Annotated in this window: 13 protein-coding genes and 1 pseudogene; 6 read left to right on the plus strand and 8 right to left on the minus strand. The window is 42.2% G+C overall.

Annotated elements, in window-relative coordinates; all coding sequences use genetic code 11:
- Positions 1-456: 456 nt before the first annotated feature.
- Together ACM0OS_RS10685 and ACM0OS_RS10690 are read right to left on the minus strand one after the other, a co-directional pair.
- Complete coding sequence (locus ACM0OS_RS10685; protein ID WP_414543160.1) at positions 457-2,061, minus strand: bifunctional pantoate--beta-alanine ligase/(d)CMP kinase; 1,605 nt, start codon at positions 2,059-2,061, stop codon at positions 457-459.
- A gap of 197 nt (positions 2,062-2,258) precedes the next feature.
- Positions 2,259-3,365 carry a septal ring lytic transglycosylase RlpA family protein gene (locus tag ACM0OS_RS10690; RefSeq protein WP_414543161.1) on the minus strand — a complete coding sequence of 369 codons (1,107 nt, stop codon included), beginning with the start codon at positions 3,363-3,365 and terminating at the stop codon, positions 2,259-2,261.
- A 796-nt stretch (positions 3,366-4,161) separates the two neighbouring features.
- Between ACM0OS_RS10690 and glsA the strand changes: the two genes are divergently transcribed.
- From glsA to ilvA, 3 genes are all read left to right on the plus strand, one after another.
- Positions 4,162-5,133 carry a glutaminase A gene (gene glsA, locus ACM0OS_RS10695; protein WP_414543162.1) on the plus strand — a complete coding sequence of 324 codons (972 nt, stop codon included), beginning with the start codon at positions 4,162-4,164 and terminating at the stop codon, positions 5,131-5,133.
- Between the two features lie 99 nt (positions 5,134-5,232).
- A complete protein-coding gene (locus ACM0OS_RS10700; RefSeq protein WP_414543163.1) occupies positions 5,233-6,441 on the plus strand; it encodes an FAD-dependent monooxygenase in 1,209 nt (402 codons plus the stop codon).
- Between the two features lie 127 nt (positions 6,442-6,568).
- Entirely contained in the window at positions 6,569-8,080 is a 1,512-nt protein-coding gene (ilvA, locus tag ACM0OS_RS10705) for a threonine ammonia-lyase, biosynthetic (protein WP_414543164.1), read from the plus strand.
- A gap of 72 nt (positions 8,081-8,152) precedes the next feature.
- On the opposite strand, the gene ACM0OS_RS10710 is transcribed toward ilvA, so the two are convergent.
- Positions 8,153-8,956: a TauD/TfdA family dioxygenase gene (locus ACM0OS_RS10710; protein WP_414543165.1), complete on the minus strand. Its 804-nt coding sequence runs from the start codon at positions 8,954-8,956 to the stop codon at positions 8,153-8,155.
- Between the two features lie 731 nt (positions 8,957-9,687).
- Here ACM0OS_RS10710 and ACM0OS_RS10715 point away from each other — a divergent pair.
- Positions 9,688-11,387 (plus strand): annotated as a pseudogene (locus ACM0OS_RS10715) (putative bifunctional diguanylate cyclase/phosphodiesterase).
- A gap of 52 nt (positions 11,388-11,439) precedes the next feature.
- Here the strand turns inward: ACM0OS_RS10715 and ACM0OS_RS10720 are convergent.
- From ACM0OS_RS10720 to ACM0OS_RS10730, 3 genes are all read right to left on the minus strand, one after another.
- A complete protein-coding gene (locus ACM0OS_RS10720) occupies positions 11,440-12,702 on the minus strand; it encodes a glycoside hydrolase family 10 protein (protein ID WP_414543166.1) in 1,263 nt (420 codons plus the stop codon).
- Between the two features lie 360 nt (positions 12,703-13,062).
- On the minus strand, positions 13,063-16,254 hold the full coding sequence (locus ACM0OS_RS10725; protein WP_414543167.1) for an efflux RND transporter permease subunit: 3,192 nt from the start codon (positions 16,252-16,254) through the stop codon (positions 13,063-13,065).
- 131 nt (positions 16,255-16,385) lie between these two features.
- Positions 16,386-17,969, minus strand: a complete 1,584-nt coding sequence (locus ACM0OS_RS10730) for an efflux RND transporter periplasmic adaptor subunit (protein WP_414543168.1) — start codon at positions 17,967-17,969, stop codon at positions 16,386-16,388.
- 401 nt (positions 17,970-18,370) lie between these two features.
- Between ACM0OS_RS10730 and ACM0OS_RS10735 the strand changes: the two genes are divergently transcribed.
- Entirely contained in the window at positions 18,371-18,676 is a 306-nt protein-coding gene (locus ACM0OS_RS10735; protein ID WP_414543169.1) for a hypothetical protein, read from the plus strand.
- A 12-nt stretch (positions 18,677-18,688) separates the two neighbouring features.
- Here ACM0OS_RS10735 and ACM0OS_RS10740 read toward each other — a convergent pair whose 3' ends face one another.
- On the minus strand, positions 18,689-18,880 hold the full coding sequence (locus ACM0OS_RS10740; protein ID WP_414543170.1) for a hypothetical protein: 192 nt from the start codon (positions 18,878-18,880) through the stop codon (positions 18,689-18,691).
- A 127-nt stretch (positions 18,881-19,007) separates the two neighbouring features.
- Entirely contained in the window at positions 19,008-20,171 is a 1,164-nt protein-coding gene (locus ACM0OS_RS10745) for a DUF58 domain-containing protein (RefSeq protein WP_414543171.1), read from the minus strand.
- Positions 20,172-20,540: 369 nt separating this feature from the next.
- On the opposite strand from ACM0OS_RS10745, the gene ACM0OS_RS10750 reads away from it, so the two are divergent.
- Positions 20,541-23,240 (plus strand): chloride channel protein, encoded by a 2,700-nt coding sequence (locus tag ACM0OS_RS10750; RefSeq protein WP_414543172.1) that lies wholly within the window; start codon positions 20,541-20,543, stop codon positions 23,238-23,240.
- Positions 23,241-23,410: the final 170 nt, after the last annotated feature.

A 23,410-nucleotide genomic window follows, 5' to 3' on the forward strand; every position in this document is an offset into this window, starting at 1 on the left:
CAAAGTAGATTAATAATAAGTCGTTTTTCTATAGACTAATGATGATAAATAAAAACTGCTAATACCCCAGGTAAACACTCTTCTAGCCATTAACTGAAACTTGTTCCTGTGATATTAATACCAGATTCTACCGCTGAAATCTATAATCTTGACTATGCAAGGAGATATTTCAGTAAATAGATAACCGTTTAACTTAGATTTTTTCGCCAACTCTTATATATAGCTAATTTCTTAGGTAAAATACTTCTACCTTGAGAAATACGAATTAAATTATTTTTAGTCAGCCTCAAGCTAGAGGTATTAATTTTTCTATTTGTTTATAGTCTCTAATACGGCGATGATATTAAAACTCAAATTACTGTATTTTTAAGCTTCAGTTTTGAGATGGGGGTGTCAGTTTATTAGCAATCACTCCCCACCCCAATTAAATCGGAAATTGTCAGCAGGTTGTCATTACTACGGTTGAGATAAACGCTGTTGGTAATAGTTGACAATTTGTGCGGAAACATCAGACACACTCAAACCATCAGTTTGCATCTCTAGGGCATCCGCTGCTTTTTGCAGAGGAGAAACTTTACGGGTACTGTCTTTCCAGTCACGTTCGGCAATATCCCGTTCTAGCTCCTCTAAACTCACTTCGGGTTGACCTTGTTGCTTAAAGTCTTGCTGACGGCGACGCGCGCGTTCATTGACAGAAGCAGTTAAGAAGATTTTAACTTCAGCATCGGGGAATACATGAGTACCAATGTCTCGTCCTTCCGCGACTAAACCACCTTTTTTACCCCAGCCTTGCTGTTTTTTCACCAGTGCTTGACGCACAGCAGTTTGGGCAGCTATGGCTGATACTTGAGATGTCACTTCAACCGTGCGAATTGCTTGGGTAACATCGGTATGATTAATCCAAACCTTGACTGGGGATTGTAAATCATGGCTGGGAGTCAATTCAATGTTACACCGATGAGTTAATTCTGCGATCGCACACTCATCATTAATGGCCACACCTTGTTGCAGCACTAGCCAAGTCACAGCCCGATACATGGCTCCTGTATCTAAATACACTAGCCCCAACTTAGCTGCTACTTGACGAGCCACCGTAGATTTTCCAGCACCCGCAGGCCCATCAATGGCGATGATAGGTTGGCGATCGCGCAAAATGGTATTATCAATCAAACGTGTAGAACCAAGACGAGCTGCGATCGCCAGCATTCCTTCCTCCTCAATTGTTTCTAAAGACATTAACGTAGTCGGTTCAACCAATTCAATATATTCCACAAATAGAGTACTAACCTTTGCCAGTTCTTGCTGTACCACCGCTATCAGCTTGCTACTATCATGCACACCTGACTTGAAAGCAGCTTCTGCTTGCCGTAAACCTTGAGATAAAACCGTTGCTTGCTCTTTTTCTTGTGCAGTCAAATATTGATTGCGAGAACTAAAGGCAAGTCCCGACGCTTCCCGCATTGTCGGACAAGCAACAATTTCTACTGGCAAATTCAAATCAGCTACTAACCGTTTAATAATAGCTAGTTGCTGACCATCTTTTTGTCCAAAGTAGGCTCGCTCAGGTTGTACCAAGTTCAAAAGCTTAGTCACAATGGTAGCCACACCTTGAAAGTGACCTAGTCGAGAACGACCACACAAACTTGCCATCATAGCAGACGGTGGTATCACTTGTGTCACTTTAGATTCTTGTATACTTTTCTGGGGAACACCCATTTCTTCCGGAGTCGGTGCAAAAATCGCATCTACCCCTGCTTGCTGACAAAGTTGTTGGTCTTGCTCTAAAGTCCGAGGATAACGTCCGTAATCTTCGTTGACACCAAATTGCAGGGGATTGACGAAAATACTGACAATCACCGTAGAATTTTCTTGCCTAGCTCTTGCAATCAAGCTTAAATGACCTTGATGTAAACCACCCATAGTTGGCACCAAACCGACTGCTGTCTGGTACCAGCTAGTCATTTCATTTAGTACCAAGTCTTCGGAAATTTTTAGCTTGTTGTCTGAGTAGCGTTGAGTTAAATAGCAGCGTAAAGCTGCGACTGTTGTCAGCAGGCGCACAAAATACCCCTAGTTCTTTTTAAGCGTCTCCCCCGTTAGTTTATATCTGAAATAGGGGAAAGGGCTAATTGAACTAGGGGAATTAGAAATTAGAAATTAGGCAATGGGGAATAGGGAATAGGAAATAGGGAGTAGGTAAGAATCTAGCTAATCTCCTCTTACTCTAGCCCCTAGCCCCTAGCCTCTAGCCTCTAGGATTATCTTCCCAAAACTTCAATTTTGACAGGTGCTACACCACTATTGATCATGCCTATAGACCTAGCTGCACCAGTAGATAAATCGATTACCCGACCCCGAATAAATGGGCCACGGTCATTGATTCGCACCACGACAGAACGACCATTACGGGCGTTAGTCACCCGGACTCGTGTTCCGAAGGGTAGGCTGCGATGAGCTGCGGTCATGGCTTCTGGATTAAATCTCTCTCCAGTGGCAGTAGGTCTGCCAGCAAACTCACGACCATAAAAGGAAGCTATGCCTTGAAAACTGAGCCGCCTATTGCTAGCTATTTGTTGTGCCGGCTGAGGCATAGAAATAGGCGTGGCTTTTGGTAGATTAGCAATTTCTGTGATGGGAGATGCATTACCCATAAGTCTTCGCAAGCGATTGGTTGCTTGCAATGCATCTTCTGCTAGATTTTTGGTGGTACCTGCTAGTCGGGTATTTTGATTGATTTCCACCAATTCTTGGTCATTGATTTTGATCGCATAGCGAGCGCTTGACTGTTGCTGAACAGGGGCGCTTTTCTTTTGAGCCTGATTACCGCCTGTAGTCTCGTTTTTGTCTTTCCAACTTACAGTAATCTTATCAGCCTCTACATCATTCCGGACTAGCTGGTTAATACTAGCTGCTATTAGACCAGCTCTATGAACCGGGTCATCTTGAAGCGAGTTATTTTGTTGGTTACTCGCATTCGCTAAATTCCCAATACTGGTCAATTGGGCTGAGTCACCAGCAATAAGGGCGTACGATTGCACGCCCTCAGAATCTCCAATTTCTCCAACTTTATTATCAACACTTGCAACTGGCTGAGAACTCAAAAATGTGAGAACTGGAATATTTTTGATAAACAGAGTCGCCGCCTTACGACCTTCAATGTTATGAGGATGAATGCTTGTGATCACAACATCCGAGGTTGGTTTCTCTGCTGAGGATTGAAACTCTCCTACCTTGACCACCTCTTTAACTGGTGATTCTGGGGAAACTTGATTGGCTTCCTTGGTAGTTTGAGTGCGCCCCGATAAAGGCATTCCCCAAACAGCTAGAAACAGAGCGACAATAGTCCACAAATATCTTTGATTCATGCGTCCGATTTTAAAGCGACTGTAGAACAGCAGTTACTTAGTTCGCGGGTTTTTGTGCCAACTGTAGTGGCATATTCCTAATAACTCGAACTTGTTCCGCTTTCACTTTTTGTTTGTAACTGCAACAGACTAACACGAACTTTTGTGCTTGGGGATCAGGGTTTTAGCGTAGAGAATTATCACTTTGGGAATTTCTAATTGCAATTTTTAGGGTGAAACCTTTCTCAAATGCGGATTTTGACGATGTAACGTTTTTTTCGCAGATCAAAAATTTCTATAGGAAAAATTAATGATTTGGGGATTTTTAATTAGCTGTAACCCTCCGGATCAGAAAATGTACTTTATAAGACATATAAAATTTTAAAATACTATTTATTACAATTTAATATATTTAAGTAAAATCGCGCTCAAAATACTTAATTAAATTTAGTTTACAAAGCTTTTATATTGTTGTATAACCAGTCTGTATCAAGCCTTACAAATAATATTTTCAAAAAATCAATCCCCCGTAATTGTTTTAGTTTAAGTATTTTAATTACATGGTTTTTACGGCAATATGCTGATTTTATGAGAATTTAATAGTATTAAATAGAACTTATATTCTAGCTATAAATACTTAAAACGCTGGGCGCTTAATGTATCTATTATTTTTATTTTAGTAAAGTAAAAGTAATGATGAGACAATTAAAAATGCTTGATTAATATGTGCGAATAAGTTCCTGTGTATCAAAAATTACGCAAAAACTCGCTTGCTAAATTTAAACAAGTGTGATTTTTTAAGCAAACTATCGGCTTCATGGCAAATTCAGTAAATCCAGAAGATTTAGAAATACTTCCATCGCCACTTTTAGCTGTTCTCAACGATTTGCATTCTCAATACAAGTCTTTAAATGAAGGCACACTAGCAAACTATATTCCAGAACTAGCAAAGGTAAATCCGGACTTATTTAGTATTTGTATTGCGACTGTAGACGGCAAAATTTATCAAGTCGGGGATTACCAACAGACATTTACAATTCAGTCAATATCTAAGGTGTTTGCTTACGGACTGGCCTTAGAAGATCATGGACGGGATTATATATTGACGAGAGTTGGCGTGGAACCAACAGGAGATGCATTCAACGCGATTATTCTAGATGAGCCATCAAAGCGACCGTATAACCCAATGGTAAATGCCGGTGCGATCGCCATCACTAGCTTAATCAAAGGATCTGGCCCCACAGAACGCCTCAACCGGGTTCTAGAAATGTTTCAAAGATACACCGGACAGGATGCACTAGTGGATATATCAGTATTTACTTCCGAACGTAGCACGGGACATCGGAACCGCGCGATGGCACACCTGATGCTGAACTTTGGCATGATTGACCACAATATTGAAGAAGCTTTAGATCTTTACTTCCAGCAGTGTGCCGTGATGGTGAATTGCCCAGACTTGGCCGTAATGGCAGCTACTCTTGCTAATAAGGGTATCAACCCAGTTACAGGTAAACAGGCAGTAAATAACCTTTATATTAAAGATATTCTCAGTGTGATGTACACCTGCGGTATGTACAACTTTGCGGGTGAATGGGCTTACAAAATTGGGTTTCCGGCTAAAAGTGGTGTTTGTGGAGGAATTATGGCTGTTGTCCCCCGTAAAATGGGCATTGCAGTATTCTCACCACTATTAGATGTGCGGGGTAATAGTGTCCGGGGAGTGAAAGTATGTGAAGAACTTTCTCAACGGTTGCAGTTACATCTATTTGAATGTTCCGGAGAAGATTAGGGGCTAGGGGCTAGGGGCTAGACAGTAACGCTCAAAAATTCAAGATGACTATATATATAAGTATTATTCTCAATTTGGCGACAATTATGGGAGGTCTAAATGGCACAGGTTGTGATTGTCGGTGCGGGGCCAACAGGTGCGGCACTGGCCCTACTGCTTGTACAGCGTGGTATTGCGGTGACACTAATTGAAGCGGCTAAGGACTTTTATCGTGTATTTCGCGGTGAGGGGCTAATGCCCAGTGGGTTAGATGCATTGGCACAAATGGGGCTATCGGCATTGTGGCAGCAGATTCCTCATCGACAACTCAACGCTTGGGAATTCATTATTAATGGGAAACAGTTATTTCGAGTAGAGGAGCCAATGGGGGCAAATTTACCTTGTACACTCGTCTCACAACCTCCCTTGCTCCAAGCATTGATTTTAGAAGCTCAAAATCATCATGAATTTAAATTGATCCAGGGTGTCACTGTTAAAGATGTTTTGTGGAAAGATCAGCGTGTTGCCGGTGTCTTACTCAGCGATGGGCAACAAATTGCTGCTGATCTTGTAATTGGGGCGGATGGACGCAACTCAATTGTGCGAGAACGCGCAGGCTTAAAATTAGTCCGCCAACCTAAAAATATAGATATTCTCTGGTTTAAACTGGCCTCCACTCCTGAGTTTGCTGAAGATAATGTGTTTCGGACTATTGTGAATAGCGATCGCGTGTTTAGCATCTTTCATGGAGCCGAGTCAGGTAAACTACATCTGGCTTGGGTTGTGTCCGCCAACGAAAAAGCTGACTGGAAACAAGCAGACTGGGGAGAAATTTTCGCGTCTTTATCACCCTCATGGTTAGCAGAACATTTCCATAATTATGCAGACACTATCGAATCTCCCATTAAATTGTCTGTGGTAGTCGGTTCTTGTCCCCAATGGCACGCACCAGGGGTAATGCTGTTAGGCGATGCTGCACACCCTATGTCTCCTGTCCGCGCTCAAGGAATTAATGTCGCATTGCGTGATGTCATTGTTGCAGCTAATCATCTTGTGCCTATATTGCAGGGTGAAACTGAACATCAATATATAGATGATATAGATGTAGCATTATCAAAAATTCAAGCAGAACGTGAGCCAGAAATTCTCCGCTCCCAGCAACTTCAATTACAGGAAGCAGCACAAGGTGAACTCATGCGAAATAATTCACTGGTGCGATCGCTGTTGGTACAACTTGCTCCCTGGTTCGGTAATATTATCAAACAGTCTTGGTTAAGGCGACAACGGGAAATGCGTCAGGGTATAACTCAGGTAACCTTAATTGTCTGATCATCCCGTATCCCGTACCTATTCCCTAAGTGCAGAGCTTGCTAAAGACTCTAGTAATTCTGTCAAACAGGTACCCAACTAGCGGTAAAATTAACATCCATCCCCAAATTGCCCTCCTGCTTACCCCATGTATTGTGATTACCTGGTACAAATTCTGACTGCCCGTGTCTATGACGTTGCCCAGGAAACACCACTGGAATATGCCCCAAACCTTTCTGCACGACTGAATAATCAACTACTGCTAAAGCGGGAAGATATGCAGTCAGTTTTTTCCTTTAAGCTGCGGGGTGCTTATAACAAGATGGTGAACTTGTCACCTGAGATGCTGGCCCAGGGTGTAATTGCCGCATCTGCGGGAAACCATGCCCAAGGTGTGGCTCTAGCTGCTAGTCGGTTGGGTACACGAGCGATTATTGTGATGCCGGTGACTACTCCTCAAGTGAAGATAGATGCCGTCAAAGCTAGGGGAGGAGAAGTTGTATTAAATGGGAATACCTACGATGATGCTTATGCTTATGCTCGTCAATTAGAGGCAGAAAAGAATTTAACATTTATTCACCCCTTTGATGACCCAGATGTGATTGCTGGACAAGGAACAATTGGCATGGAAATTCTGCGACAATACCAGCAACCCATCCATGCAATTTTTGTGGCTATTGGTGGTGGAGGTTTAATTTCGGGAATTGCTGCCTATGTTAAACGGTTGCGTCCGGAAATCAAAATTATTGGTGTTGAACCTGTGGATGCTGATGCCATGTCTCAATCATTAAAAGCTGGACATCGAGTGAGGTTGTCCCAGGTGGGTTTATTTGCTGACGGGGTAGCGGTGCGGGAAGTGGGTGAAGAAACCTTCCGTCTGTGTCAGAACTATGTAGATGAAATTATTTTGGTCGATACAGATGACACCTGTGCAGCCATTAAAGATGTGTTTGAAGATACACGCTCTATTTTAGAACCCGCTGGTGCATTAGCGATCGCAGCTGCTAAAGCATACGCCGAACGAGAACAAATCCAGGGACAAACATTAATCGCTGTTGCTTGTGGCGCTAACATGAACTTTGACCGCCTCCGCTTTGTGGCAGAACGGGCAGAATTTGGTGAACGCCGTGAAGCTATCTTTGCTGTAGCAATACCTGAAGAACAGGGTAGTTTGCGAAAGTTTTGTGAATGCATAGGTCAACGCAATCTTACCGAGTTTAACTATCGCATTGCCGATGAAAAAGAAGCCCATATTTTTGTAGGTGTACAAATCCAAAACCGTGCCGATGCCGGAAAAATGGTAGAAACTTTTGAAAATTGTGGTTTCCAAACCATTGACTTAACAGATGATGAACTGACAAAATTACATCTGCGACATATGGTGGGTGGACATTCTCCCCTAGCGCATAATGAATTACTTTATCGTTTTGAGTTTCCCGAACGTCCCGGCGCATTAATGAAATTTGTTGGTTCTATGAGTCCCAATTGGAATATTAGTATGTTCCACTACCGTAACAATGGGGCAGATTATGGACGCATTGTTGTCGGGATGCAAGTACCCCCCCATGAGATGCAGGAGTGGCAAGTGTTTCTCGATAGCCTCGGTTATCGTTATTGGGATGAAAGTCAGAACCCTGCATACAAGCTCTTTTTAGGTTAAATTCTCTACTTAAAATTGCTGAGATTTTCTCATAAAACTAATTTTGCAAGAGGTACAATGATTGTCCAAATTCTAAAATTCAAAAGCTGGTGAGCATAGCCTGATATAAATGTCCCTTGTTTCGTCAGCAAAAGCCCTTCTGCCGTGCATAACTCTAGTATTATCAATCATTAAAATATCTCCTTTTTTCCAAGAAATCTCTGTTGTTATTCTTTCAGCAATTTCATCTAATTCTGTAAGCACATCATGAGGAATTTCTGAATCATCCTCAAACTTTAGAATCTCTGGGTGTAACTGTTTGGTTGGTAACAAAATGTTGATAAAAACTTGATATTTCCCACATTTACTAGGAATAATTGCCGGGCAAATGTATTGAAGATAAATAGATTTATCTGCGTTAATTTTTAGAGACATATCGTTATTTATACACATCTCTTGTAACTTATTCAACTCATCAGTTTTATATTTTATCTGCCATTTATCTTTAGATATATATACAGAAAACTTCAGTTTCTTGTTGCTAAATAATTCTTTAGTTGAAACACTAATTTGCTCAAAAAATTCTTTGCCATCACATATTGTTGTTTGTCCTGCTTCTGATGCTGGATTAGCACAAAAAAACCACAACATCAGTGGCTTTGTTTTCTGATAATACATTTCTCCATGTAACTTAATCTCAAACTGATCATCGTTGACGCTTAAAATAGTCTTATCGTCATCAATAATTCTTCTAGTAAAAGCTCCGCCAGTGTAATCGAGAAAATCTGTACTTAATAAATTGCTGAATTGCTTAAAAATATTAACATCAGTTTCAAATCCTCTAAAAAGTAATACACCAGAGGATTTGAATAAATTCGTAATTTCTTCTAGGTTCAATTCTCAAAGACTAACACTATCATTATTTGTAATTTGGATACCTGTGTTTTTTGATAGTGGTTGCAATTTAATACTCATATAGTTAAATAGCGATTTATTTAATTTTTAGTTTAATGCTGGGCTATAGGCAATATAGCGACATACTACATTTTACAGGTTTAAATAAACTGCGATCGCCTTTTTTATTATGACTTGTCCTATTATGTAGGAAACTGATATAAAATCTTTGAGACTATAGATTTATTAGTTTTTGTGTCAATACCTTATATTTTTGCCAAATGGTGATGCTCCCTATCGTTTAAGTGTTAGATATACTGATATTCATTTATTCATAACTTTATATTAGAGCAATTATATAATTTTATTGGCTTTATCTTTAGCCATATATCCTACTTCAAAACGCCACAGGTATAGATATTTTCAAACATTATACCCGAATGGCATTAAAGTAAAGGCTCTTACTATAACATAACAATAATTAGACAATAGGTTTATTAACTAGTAATTTTACTAACAGTATTTTTATAGTAAAACTACCTGTTGATTGAAACTAAACATAAACAAATAATTGATTATATGATGTATGAGCAACTTATTAGGAAACATAATATATGAACTATTGTTTGGTTACTACCAGAGTCATTGATTTTACTAAATTGTGAATCAAAGACACGATGTTATCAGGTTAACTGGTCAGTAATTTATCAACTCTCACTTTTCACTCAGCATCTATGAAGAGTCAAAATAAACTTCACTTATATTCATTACTAGCTCAGGTTCGATGGTTCAAAAAAAGTTACACAGCTAAAATCATGTTGGTGGCATTTTTAGGAACCCATGTCCCACTTCTGACCTTGCTGTTCAGTTTTGTGATCTCAAATTCCTATTCTTGGGATATGGCGCTACCAGTTTTATTGATTGCCCTGTTAGCTACATTAGTGGGTACTGTAATTACTCTCTATGCATTACGCTTGCTGCTGGCTCCGGTGATTTTGACCTCGGTGGCCTTACAAGACTATCTCAACACCAAAACATTACCCAAACTGCCGACAGAATTTGCTGATGAAGCAGGAAGCCTGATGGCAGATACCTCACAAACTCTTCACAAATTAGACGAATTAATTCACCACATCAGTAATTACGATAATTTAACTGGATTACCCAATCGGGATTTGTTTTGCGATCGCCTGAATCAAACTTTATGCCAACCTCAGCACAGCCAAAAGCTTGTAGCTGTATTCTTACTAGCTATTGATGATTTTATTGGCATGAGTCATGCCTTGGAACATGAAACTGCAAACTTACTTTTAAGAGCAGTTACCCAGCGTTTGATAACTTGTTTAGCACCAACAGATATCCTGGCCCATGTGAGTCGAGATGAATTTGCGATCGCGCGGATAGATCTTCCCTGTTTTGAAAGTGTCATCCACCTTGCCCAGTTGCTACAAAGTACCTTAGCAAAACCCTTCTCTTTAGATGGCAACCGCATTCATATTACAGCCAGTATCGGTATCATCTTTAATGGTTTAGATAATTGCCATGACGTAGATCAACTCTTGCAACAGGCTCATATAGCTTTGTACCAAGCCAAACAGCAAGGGCGTGGTCAACATCAGTTTTATTCCCCAGAGATAAATGCTCAAATCCAGGAAAGATTAGCCCTAGAAAACGAACTACACGGGGCCCTTGAGCGTGGCGAAATGCGAGTTTATTATCAACCTCTGATTGATTTACACAGCGGACAAGTAATAGCCAATGAAGCCCTCGTTCGCTGGCAACAGCCAAGTTTATTCCCATTATCGAAGCTAATGATTTAATTGTGCCTGTTGGTGAATGGGTTTTACGAACCGCTTGCGCCCAAAATCGTGCTTGGCAACTTGCGGGAATGTCTCCTCTTCGTATTTCCGTCAACCTCTCGGCTCGACAATTTGAACAACCGAATCTGGTGCAAGTCGTCAGCCAGATTCTTGAGGAAACAGGAATGGCAGCTGCTTACTTAGAACTAGAAGTGACTGAAAGTTTTTTGATGACTGACATTCACAGATCTGTGAACACCTTACAAAAATTACGAGAACTAGGTATATCAATAGCTTTAGATGACTTCGGCACAGGCTATTCTTCCTTGAACTACTTGAAGCAGTTTCCTGTAAATATGCTGAAAATTGATCGCTCATTTGTGCAGGATGTTATCTCTAATCCTGATAGTGCTGCTGTCACCAATGCCATTATTGCCTTAGCAAAAAGCCTGCGGTTGGCTATCACAGCCGAGGGAGTAGAAACCCAAGAACAGATGGAATACTTACAAAAACGTGGATGTGACGAAGGTCAAGGTTTTTACTTTAGTCGCCCTGCTCCGGCTGAAACAATTGCCCCAATGCTCAAGATGAGTTCTCAATTGAGGGAAATGATGGGAGTAGGGAGTAGGGAGTAGGGTAGGGTACAAAAACGAACATACGTTTTCATTGCCCCATCTCCCCATATCTTTACTCTCCTCTTCCCATAGCCGAGCGAAATGCGGGAACTGGGAAGAGATTTTGAAATCCTGCTATTCTCTGACTGGGAGGTTCTGGGGCAGAGTTCCACAGGGTTTCGTAATAAAAGAAAGTGACTCCTAAACCGCGTGCTTGGGCAGCCCGTACCTGTGATTTAATTTGTTGCATGGGTACAGGTCGATTGCGTAAACCTGTCATGATACCAATGCCTGTGGGAATCATTTGTTGGGCTTCTTGAATTTCTGTGCGGGAAATATTATTGACAAAGCTTTGGAGATCGGGACGATATATCTGCACAATTAGCTCGTCTACAATGTTTTGCCGCATCCAAGCTAGCCAGTCTTGGAGTTGAAATTTGTAAGCAAAATCGTAGTAATTGGGAGAAACTGAGAAAATGGCGTTGGGTTTTCTAGCTTTCACAGCTTGATTAAGTTGTACCATAAACGCTGTGATTTTATCTGCCCGCCAACGCATCCATGATTGATCTTGGGGATTACTTGGGGGACTATTATTAGTTTCTTGGGTGTATAAGGCTATGGTGTAGGGATCGTAACCAAATTCGTAGGGCAAACTCATATGATCGTCAAATTGAATGCCATCGACATCATATTGAGTGACGGTTTCCACTACGAGATCGGTGATAAACTGCTGGACTTCGGGATGGAAGGGATTGAGCCATACAACTTCACCAGCCGCACTAATTGAAGTTTGGCTACCGTCTCGTTTTTGCGTTAACCACTGTGGATAATCCAACGCTAATTCGGAAGTCGGGGGAGCCATGAAGCCAAACTCAAACCAGGGAATTGCCAAAAGTCCCCTGCTGTGGGCTTGGGTAATTAAGTCTGCGAGAATATCATGGCCATCGGAGCCGCGAAACACAAAGGGTTGAATACCAGTGCGTTGTGCCACGGCGCTAGGATACATGACATAGCCAGAATTCCATACCACAGGATAAATTGTGTTGAAGTGGAGCTGCCGTAATTGAGTCATGGCCTCTTGGACTTTGGTACGCTCTTTGAGAACGTTAAAGTCATTGTTGGTAATCCAAACGCCGCGAATCTCCTGACGCGGTAGTTGGGCCATAGCCGGGCTTAAACTATTGAGTAGCAGTACGGCAACAAATGATATTAAAACGAGAATAGGGGAAAACCTTTTGAGCGATCGCTCAATCAAAGGTAATTTCATCAGCTTGAATAATGTGTTAGCTCCCCATCTATGCCATAGGATTCTGGTGTGATGAAATTTACTAGCCATATCATCTACGAACATCTATGTTTACTAAAGGATTTGTTAATTGATAGTTAGTTGTTCATTCCATGCACATTAAATGTTTGCATCCGAAAAATCGCAGCAGACTTAGCACAGTAAGATAGGTGACGTAGCTCTGAAGCTAGTAGTGCCTGTTAACTTTTTTTTCCTGGAAGATAATTCAATTTATATCTTAGGTATAGCGTCGTTTGAGGATTAGTCTTTACAAATTCACTGATAGTATACTTACCAAATATTACTTAGACTTATAGGAAATATTAATTACATAGAAAACCACAGATAAACTATTAATTTCTATCTGTGGTTAATTTTTTGCTGATTTGCTTTTTGCCAAAACTCTAATTATTAGTCGTCATGTCTGCCCGAATATGTGGCAGTTTGATTATCGGAGGAAGCAGCCTCTAATGACATTGTTTGATGACGATTACGTTTAACAAAACGCTCTGTAGTCATCTTAATCACAATATATAAAATTGGCACGACAAACAAACTCAAAAAAGTAGCAATTAACATCCCACCAAACACCGTTGTTCCCAAAGACAGACGACTTCCCGCACCAGCACCTGTGGCAATAGTCAAGGGAAAAATACCCAGCAGCGTCGAAAACGCCGTCATCAAAATCGGGCGTAAACGCCCTTGTGCAGCCTCTACAGCCGCCTTAGTAATGGAAAGCCCTTCATCCCGCAGTTGGTTGGCAAATTCCACAATCAAAATCGCATTCTTACTAGCCAAACCAATCAACATCACTAGACCGATTTGACAGTAAACATCATTGGCAAAACCTCGCATTGATTGAGCTACAAGTGCGCCAAAAATTGCTAAAGGCACTGATAACAGGATAATTAAGGGGTCTATGTAGTTCTCATACTGAGCAGCTAGCACTAAAAAGACAAAGACAATTCCCAAACCAAAGATAATCGGTGCTAAACCGCCAGATTCTATTTCTTCTAATGCAGTTCCTGACCACTCATAACCAAAACCTGGTGGTAAAACTTCTTGAGCCACCTGTTCCATAGCCTGAATCGCGTCGCCAGAACTAGTACCGGGTGCAGCAGAACCATTGATTTCAATTGAGCGAAAGAGATTATAGTGATTAATCGTTTGCGCTCCCACAACATCAGTAGTTGTAATTAAGTTTCTCAAAGGAATCATTTGATTGGTTTGAGAACGAACATATAGTTGACCGATATCTTTGGGGTTAGAGCGAAACTGTTGATCGGCTTGGATATAAACTCGATAATTACGCTGCTGGAGGTTGAAATCATTGACATATTGAGAACCTAAAGCAGTTTGCAGAGTCCGGAAGATATCACCTATGGAAACTTGTAGTGCTTTGGCTCGATTACGATCTACTTCTACCAGCAATTGTGGTGTTTGTGCGGCAAAAGTGCTAAAGACAGCTTGTAATCCTGGCGTTTGGTTGGCGCGACCAAGCAATTGACCCATTGATTGCACTAAATTGTCCAAGCCACTACTACCTCTTTGGTCTTGTAGTTGGAAATTGAAGCCGCCAAAGTTACCTAATCCCTGAATGGGCGGTGGATTCACAGGAAAGACTCTGGCTTCTGTTATGGCGAATAATTGCCCTCGTAACTTACCAAGAATCGCCTGTACTGATTGATCCGGTCGTGAGCGTTCTGCCCAAGGTTTTAATGTGGTAAATATAATACCGTTGTTGGCAGTATTACCACTGAAACTAAACCCACCCACAGCGAAGGTTCCCACGACTTCAGGAATTTCCAAGATTTGTTTTTCTACCTGGGCAATGACATCACTGGTATATTGCAGTGAAACCCCTTGCGGCCCTTGAATCAGTGTAATAAAAAAGCCTTCATCTTCGTCTGGGAGAAAGGCTGTAGGTACTGTGACATAAAGCCAAGCGGTCATTCCCAAGGAGACAATGAATAGTCCAATGATAATGTTTTTGAAGCGGATGAGAAAATGAAGCGATCGCTCATAGCTGCGTTGTACCGAGTCGAGCAACTGATTAACTCGATCAAAAAACCGACCCAGCCAGCCTGTAGGTTTCTGTCCTGGACGTAGCAGTAAGGCACACAAAGAAGGTGTCAGAGTTAAAGCCAGAAAAGTAGAAATCACAATGGAGAAGGCGATGGTCAGGGCAAATTGCTGATAAAGTGCGCCAGTACTTCCGGGAAAAAATGCCACGGGGATAAATACCGCCATCAGCACCAAGGAAGTGGCAATTACTGCACCAAATAGTTCAGCCATTGATTCACTGGCGGCTCGGCGCGGACTCATGCCTTTATCCTGGATAAAACGGCTGATCTGCTCAACTACAACGATGGCATCGTCTACCACCATCCCAGATGCTAAAGTCAAACCAAATAAGGTCAAACTATTAATGGAAAAGCCAAAAACCCTGGCAAAAATAAATGTCCCAATCAGAGACAAAGGCACCGTCAGTGCGGGAATTAAAGTGGTTCGCCAGTCCTGCAAGAATACAAAAATCACAATCACAACTAGTATCACTGCGGCAATTAGAGTCTTGACTACTTCTAACATCGACTCTTCCACAAAAAGTGTCGTGTCAAAAGCTACCTCATACTGTATTCCCGGCGGAAAATTGGGAGCCAGTCGCGCCATTTCTGCCCTCACTCCCCGCGCCACATCTAAGGCATTACTCCCAGAAAGCTGATAAATACCCAAACCTACTGCATCTTTGGCACGATATCGCAAAAATGAGTTGTAATTTTCTGCTCCTAGTTCTGCTCTACCGACATCTTTAAGCTTGATTAAGGTACCATCATCGTTAGTTCTCAGGACAATTTCGTCAAATTCTGATGGTTCGGTGAGTCTACTAACAGCACGCACATCAATTTGATATCTTTGCCCTTCCGGAGCAGGTTCTTGACCAATACTCCCCGCACCGACTTGCAAATTTTGTTCAGATAAGGCATTGGCTACATCCGCAGTCGTTAACCCCCGACTAGCAAGGCGATTGGGATCTAACCACAGACGCATGGCGTAACGGCGTTCACCAAAAATTTGCACATTACTAACGCCTTTGATTCTTTTTAAGGCATCTGCTAAGTAAAGGTCAGCATAGTTACTTAAAAATATATTGTCATATTCATCGTTTTCAGCAAATATCCCAATGGCTAAAAGGATATTATTAGATTGCTGTGATACTCTAACACCCGTGCGTTGTACAGCTTCTGGTAGTTGCGGTTGGGCAAGAGAAACCCGGTTCTGCACATCTACAGCCGCAATATCGCCATTTCGGGATGAATCGAAGGTAGCTGTAATATTAGTCGAGCCATCGTTACTACTACTGGAGGTAATGTAGCGAATACCTTCAATCCCGTTGATTTGCCTTTCTAATATGTTTGTCACACCGCTTTCTACGTCTTCAGCACTGGCTCCGCTATAGTTGGCGGTGACGTTGATTTGAGTAGGAGCAATATTCGGGAAACGAGCAATGGGCAGAGTGGGAAGACAAATCAATCCCAATAACAGCACAATCAATGCACAAACCGTAGCAAAAACTGGCCGTTTAATAAAAAAATCAACAAACATAGATTTGAGAAATTTGTAAATGGAAATCGGTAGTTAGGAATTTAGTCAACCGATTTTGGATTTTAGATTAAGGATTTTCCATCTAACGTCTAAAACTCAAATTCTGCTGCCAAAAATCATTTAATTACGAATTATTCCTGGGGTTTTCCATTCCCCATTTCTGCGGATGCAGGCATGATTGGCGCACCATTTGTGAGGTTAAGAATGCCAGAAACAACGATTTTGTCCCCAGCTTCCAGCCCTTCCAGAACTTGATAATTATTGCCTTCAATAGCTCCTAACTTCACGGGTTTTTGTTGAGCTACCAAATTAGGCATTCCCGGTTTGGTTTCTGCTGGTGCTTGAGCTACAAACACAAAATTTTGCCCCCCCATGCGCGAGATGGCTGCGGTGGGAACTAAAATTCCCGGACGTTCGCTCCAGATGACTTTGGCTTGTACGTTCAGGCGATTAAGTATTTGGTTCTGGGCATTGACAAAGGTGGCTTTAGCAACAATATTCTGCGTATTAGCATTGATATTGGGTGAGATAAAACTTACTTTACCTGTAGCCGCAGGTTTGCCTTCAGCATCTAGTATTTCTACAGGTAATCCCACACGCAACCTTTCGGCTTCATGGAAAGGGACATTTAAATTCAATTCCAAAGAGTCATTTCTATTGAGTGTGGTGAGTTCATCTCCTTGACTGACAAAATCCCCCACCCTTACCGGAATATCACCGAGAATACCCGTTAAAGGAGCGACAACATTTGTGTTTCTTTGTTGGACTTCTGCTACCTGGACTTGGGCGGCGGCTTCACTAACTTGAGAACGGGCTTGAGCAATTTCCTCCGGGCGGGGGCCGTTTTCCAGTTGTCTGACATTTTGCCTTTCTAGTTCTACAGCCGCAGCTAGTTCATCAATATCAGATATTCGACTTTTGCGGAGTTGTTCGAGCCGTCTTTGGGCTTCTTGCAGCCTAGCTTCAGCGCTTCTTTGTTCTCCCAAAAATCCTTCTAGTTGGTCTTGGGAAACAGCACCTTCTGCTCTTAATTGTTGGTACCTCTGACCTCTTGAGCGTGCCAATTCCACATCAGATTTAGCTACTTCAATTTGCGCTTCGGCCTGAGCAATTTCTTCGGGACGCGCTCCACCTTGGGCATTTCTCAGACGAGTTTCGGCTTGAGCTAATCTAGCTCTGGCTTGGGCAATTTCTTCAGGACGTGTACCGGCTTTGAGTTCTGCAAGTCGGGCTTGGGTACGTTCTAACGATGCTCTTGCTTGTCGTAAGCGAGCTTGGGTATCGTCACTTCGCAGGCGAATTATCACTTGTCCTTGTTGGACGCGATCGCCTTCTTTAAATAAAATTTGACTGATCCGCCCGTCAGTCTCTGGCTGGATTGCTACTGAGCCAGGAGAGTCTAAAAAGCCACCAATTACTGAACTGTCTTCTATAGTTCCAGTTTCTACAGTGGCTATTTTTACAGGAACTGCCATCGGTTGACCAGCAGCTGCTGTGTCCCCTGGAGGTGGATTCTCCGCAAGGCTATTTTGCCACCAGCGCCAACCAACACCACCACCGATAATTAACAGGATGATGCCTAAAATTAGAGGCCAACGCCGCCGTTGATTAGTCCGAGGTTTTTTCTCTGGCTGTTCAACGTGTAGGTTATCAGTGACATCTGGCTGTTTTATTTCAGCCGCAACGAAAGACTCAGGCGATTCAGAATGGGGCATATTTGTTTTTTATATATTATGTAGACAGACGGCAAATTAGATAATCTATTACTTGCTGAAAACCCAGATATTTCGGGTTATGGCACTTTTTGGTATTCTTAGAAACTTATATGGTCAGAAAATTACGTGCAAATACTATAACTTGTTCAAGTAGTCAATAAAAAACAATCCTCTGTTGATCCTCTCCTAGAGCGTTTATCGGGATTGAATAAGCGGATTTACCAAGTTTGTGGAGTGTTTGATGCTAAGTTACTCATGAGTGGAATGTAAGTGCTTGCTTGCATTATATACATATGTTGAGTAAATTTGTAGAAATTAGAGGTATTAGGTAGCGATCGCCTCAATGACTTGCGATTAATTCCACATTCTATCGTTTATAGATAGCCCCAAACTACTGGTTTTTGTCAGCCATATATTGGGTAAACCAAATTGTTCAATCAGGGCGAACGCATCTAAATATTGCTACTCGCTCTCCATCAAAAGGAGTAGGAGTAAAATCTGGTGCGAAACCTATATCTGTACTGTTGCCAGACGAGTTAGATAGTTATGTGCGTAACAAGCCCAACCGTTCCGAATGGTTGCGGCAAGTTATAGCTGAGGCTATCGAAAAAGAAATTTCTGCTCAATCTCAAAAACTGGAGTTTAGACTAGGCAGCAAGAAAAGACTCAGCAACGCTGAGTTGAAAAGAAACAGAGTTCAGATATGAAAATCTATAGTACTAAGCAGATTTTGATTGCTCTTTGCGGGGCTTCGTTGTAGTTTTTTTAACTATGGGATAGCGAATTCTACGTTTACGTGGTTGATCAGCCTTCCAGCCTGGAGACTTTCCGCGAGGTTTGGGTGGTTGGGCTGGAGTACCAATCGCCGCAAAAACTCCTCCCATAGCTTGGGCGACTCTTCCAGGGGTCAATTTATCCAGGGACTTTTGCCATTATTTGAGGGCTGTACTGCTTCGCAGAACCCGTAGGGTAGCCCTCACTACAAACCGTCTTCTTGAAGGCTGATTGCGTCTTCATCTATGGTATTACGGGCATGATTTAGCACCGCCATGATTTTTGTAATTGGGGTTGGAGTGCTTGTTCGCTTTGTACATGAATACCAGGGTAATCCCAATTAACCAACGTCGATTCTGATGGTGAAGTTGTATTTGGCCACAATACCCAACGACTACCTGGTGGTAAGGAAGAGAGACTTAAAGAATTTTGAGTTAGCCAAATCACAGGATTGTTCTGGCGGCGATCGCTCGTGTTAATCTCTTCGTGGTAAGTCGTTGCAGCTAAAGCTTCCAAAACCAGGCGATCGCCTTGAATTAAACCTGTCGCTGCTGTCCAAAGTTGCACTGGTATTTGCTGTTTTTGTGCGTAAAAATACAGTGATGCTACGGCAGTTACAGCTTGTTCAAAGTTTTCTGTATCCCAATTACCAGCACTATCAAGGGCAATTACAATTTCTTGTCCGCCTGTAACTATTTCTAGTTCTCGTACCCGTAATTCACCGTAACGCGCACTAGTACGCCAGTGGATCAGACGAGTGGGATCACCAATGCGGTAAGGACGTAGCGATCGCACCAGTCCCGATGTAGCTGTCTGCAAAGGTCTGCCACGAGGATCACTTTTTTTGCTGTCATCTTGTCCAAATTCATCGATTAAGGGGCAGGTAGTCAAAGGTAATACTGTGGGATAGACAATCGCTGTGGCAGCACAATCACGCTGACGGCGACACCAAAACAATCCTAAAGGCGCACCACTACCCAGTTCGACGGTGTGCCAACGATAAATTCCCCGACGCTGGGTTGGCTGATAATATACCCAACGGTAACTGCCTTGTTTGGGAATTGTTTCTATAGCCTGATGTACTGGTTTTCCTAAGACAAAGGGTAATATATCCTCCACCTGCAACAAGTTGACAGAGTGTCGTGTGGGATTGCAGATTTCTAATTCCACAGTTAGGTCGTCACCTGCTGATATCGGCGACATGGGATGACGTTTCACCACTAAACCAACAAGCGATCGCGGTGGTAAAACTGCGGCTATCACTAAAAGGGCAAAACTTACACCGCTAATAGCGTATAGCCAGCCAGCCATAGTATTCACAGCCGCCCCAAAAAAACAAATAGCAATTCCCGCGAGTACCCACCCAGTGTATGTAGGCGTACTAGCACGGATTTCTAACCAGTTAGTGATGGGTTTAATGATTTTCATGTTTCTTTTTTAACCCAACACTGATAAAAATTCACAGATGTCTTTTCATATCATGGGGAAAAGTCTACAGAAAATCTAATTTTCCCACCAGAAATCCAAAGTCTCTCTCCTCGCAGGAGAGAGATTTAGAGAGAGGTTTTCCAGATACTGTAAAAAATTAGCTCACAAAAATTAAATGACTCAATTCCTGCATCTAATACGACTAAGCTATAAACAGGGTAAGTTATGACAATTTGCTGCTTCTGGGCAAATTAATTGTTTCAGTAAGTAGGCAATAAGATTCAAAAAAATTATACAAACCTCGTTTTTTGGCAAAGAAAGGCTTTCATGGGTGAATTTACTTTAGTTTTAGATTAATTTTTAATTATTATGGCACTTCCTGTGCTTACTCAGCGCTTTCGGATCTGGTTACAACCACGAAAAGGTTTAGCGATCGCAGAAGCTTCGATTATTGGGATTGTGGCTGCTTTATCTGCGGTACTGTTAAGAGTAGGATCGGGATCTTTGGGGACATGGCGAGTCCAAACTACCCAAATGTTACCAGCATGGTTCATCTTACCTATAATTGGTTTGGGCTTTGGATTTACATCTGGGTGGTTGGTAGAAAGATTTGCCCCAGAAGCAGCAGGTAGCGGTATACCTCAAGTCAAGGCAACTTTAGCTAATGTCCCTATTAGATTATCCTGGCGGGTAGCAGCCGTGAAATTACTCAGTGCCATTGTCACCCTTGGTGCCGGGATGACCTTGGGGAGACAAGGCCCTACTGTCCATGTGGGGGCAGGCTTGGCGGCGGGAATGAGTAGTTGGCTTCCCACTTCCCCAGATCATCGACGGCAAATGATTGCGGCGGGTGCAGGTGCTGGTTTATCGGCTGCTTTTAATGCCCCCATTGCTGGTGTCTTATTTATCATTGAGGAGTTACTTCAAGACTTATCGGGATTAACTCTGGGAACCGCCATTATCGCTTCATTTATTGGTGGGGTAGTATCCCGGTTATTGGGTGGTGGTAGCTTGCAACTCAACCTGGAATTGATACAACACTCCAGTCAGTTTACCCTGCCAGAAATTCCCTTCTTTGTGCTGTTGGGTATTTTAGCAGGGTTCCTGGGGGCATTATTTAATCACGGTATAGTTGCCAGTATAAAAGCTTATCAAAAATTACACATTAGCTTACCCCTAAGAGTAGCTTTAGCTGGATTGGTATCAGGTATTATCGTATCTACATTGCCGGATTTTTTCCGTGATAACACTGGATTAAGAGAGTATTTAATTACAGGTAGTGCCAATGTATCTTTTGCAGTGATCGCCTTTTTAGCTCAGTTTATCCTGACTTTAATTGCCTTTGGCTCAGGCGCGCCTGGGGGATTATTTGCGCCGAGTCTGATATTGGGTTCTTGTTTAGGACACATAATTGGTGTTTCTGCATCGTATTTTTTGCCAATTGATGCCCCTACTACTTATGCGTTAGCTGGGATGGGGGGCTTTTTTAGTGCTGTTTCCAAGGTACCTATAACAGCAATCGTGATTGTGTTTGAAATGACTACAGATTTCAATCTAGTACTACCTTTGATGATTGTTTCTGTGGCAGCTTACTTAGTTTCCGATAAAGTCATGCCTGGATCACTGTATGACAAACTATTACGGTTAAAAGGAATCACAATCACCAAAGAAATTTCTCACGAAGGGATATTATCTAAGTTAACTGCCAACGATGTCATGGAGCAACGGGTGGAAACTCTGGATGCAGACATGACTTTAGATGAGGCCATGCAAGTATTTACCCGTTCCCATCATCGCGGCTTCCCAGTAGTAGAAAATAACAAATTAGTAGGCATCGTCACCCAAGCGGATTTAGTGAAAAAACGCGCTCAAGATTCACAAATAATTGGCGATCGCAACCCTCCAAATAATACCCCGTTAAGGGAAATTATGATCCCCGCCCCGATGACGGTTAGACCCAAGCATAGCCTTAGTAATGTCTTATATTTATTAGATCGCTATCAAATTAGTCGCTTACCAGTGGTAGAAGGGCGGAAATTAGTTGGCATTATTACCCGCGCAGATATCATCCGGGCCCAAGCAGAACATCTCAATTATGGCAACACCAGCCCAGAAGCACAAATAGAGCCTTCCTATGTAGTTTATCAAACGCGATCGCCCAACATCGGCAGAGGCAGAATATTAGTACCCGTAGCTAATCCCGAAACCGCAGCTGTTCTGTTGCAAATGGCCGCAGCCATTGCCCGCGATCGCCATTATGAAATAGAGTGCGTGCAAGTAATGATCGTCTCACGCAACAGTTCGCCATCAGAAACACCAGTAAGAACAGCCAAAAGTCGGCGCTTACTCCGACAAGCAGAAGTCTTAGGCAAAAAGTGGCGTATTCCTGTGCATACAGAGATTCGAGTTGCCCATGATGCCGCCCAAGCAATTTTAGAAACCATTAAAGAACGACACATTGACATTATTTTAATGGGATGGAAAGGTGAAACTTCTACACCAGGTCGGATTTTTGGCAACGTGGTAGACATTATTATTCGCCAAGCCACCTGCGATGTGATGCTAGTCAAGCTAGGACAAAAAGTTCAAAGAATAATTTCGCCCCCATTTCCTACCTTGGGGGAATCCACAGAAGCGTCTACATCTCCCCACCTCCCCACTACCCAATTTAACCGTTGGCTAGTCACAATGGCTGGAGGGCCAAATGCCAGAGTCGCGCTGAAATTATTACCTGCCTTAGTCACATTAGGTAATTATCCCCAAATTCGTTTAACACAAGTATTTAAGCCCTCTGAGTTGAAACCAGATATGTCAGTTTTAGAACAAGCCATCCGTGTACTTATGCGTCGCCGCAAATTATCTAGCAATGTAGTTGCTATACCAGTACAAGCTGATTCAGTGTCCGAGGGTGTGATTAACCTAGTGAAAACCGAAGATTATGATGTTGTGGTTTTAGGGGCATCTCGTGAAGGATTATTACAGCACGTAATACAAGGTAATATACCCGAAGCGATCGCCTCTGGTGTAGAGAGTACCGTAATTTTAGTTAGGGGTGCGATTAGTAATTAGACATTCTTTATATTGTCTTCATCTACTCTCAAACCCAAAATAACCAACTTTTTTACTACGTATCAGCTAGAAAATCAAAAAGTTAATTCTGGGCAAACTCTTGTATTCGGGAACCTTTAGTCAATAAATACATCTCTAGGGTTAGAGTAATCTCTCCTCAGACAGATGTC

This window comes from Nostoc sp. CCY0012, assembly GCF_963920855.1.
In the GTDB taxonomy this organism is placed as follows: Bacteria; Cyanobacteriota; Cyanobacteriia; order Cyanobacteriales; family Nostocaceae; genus Cyanocohniella.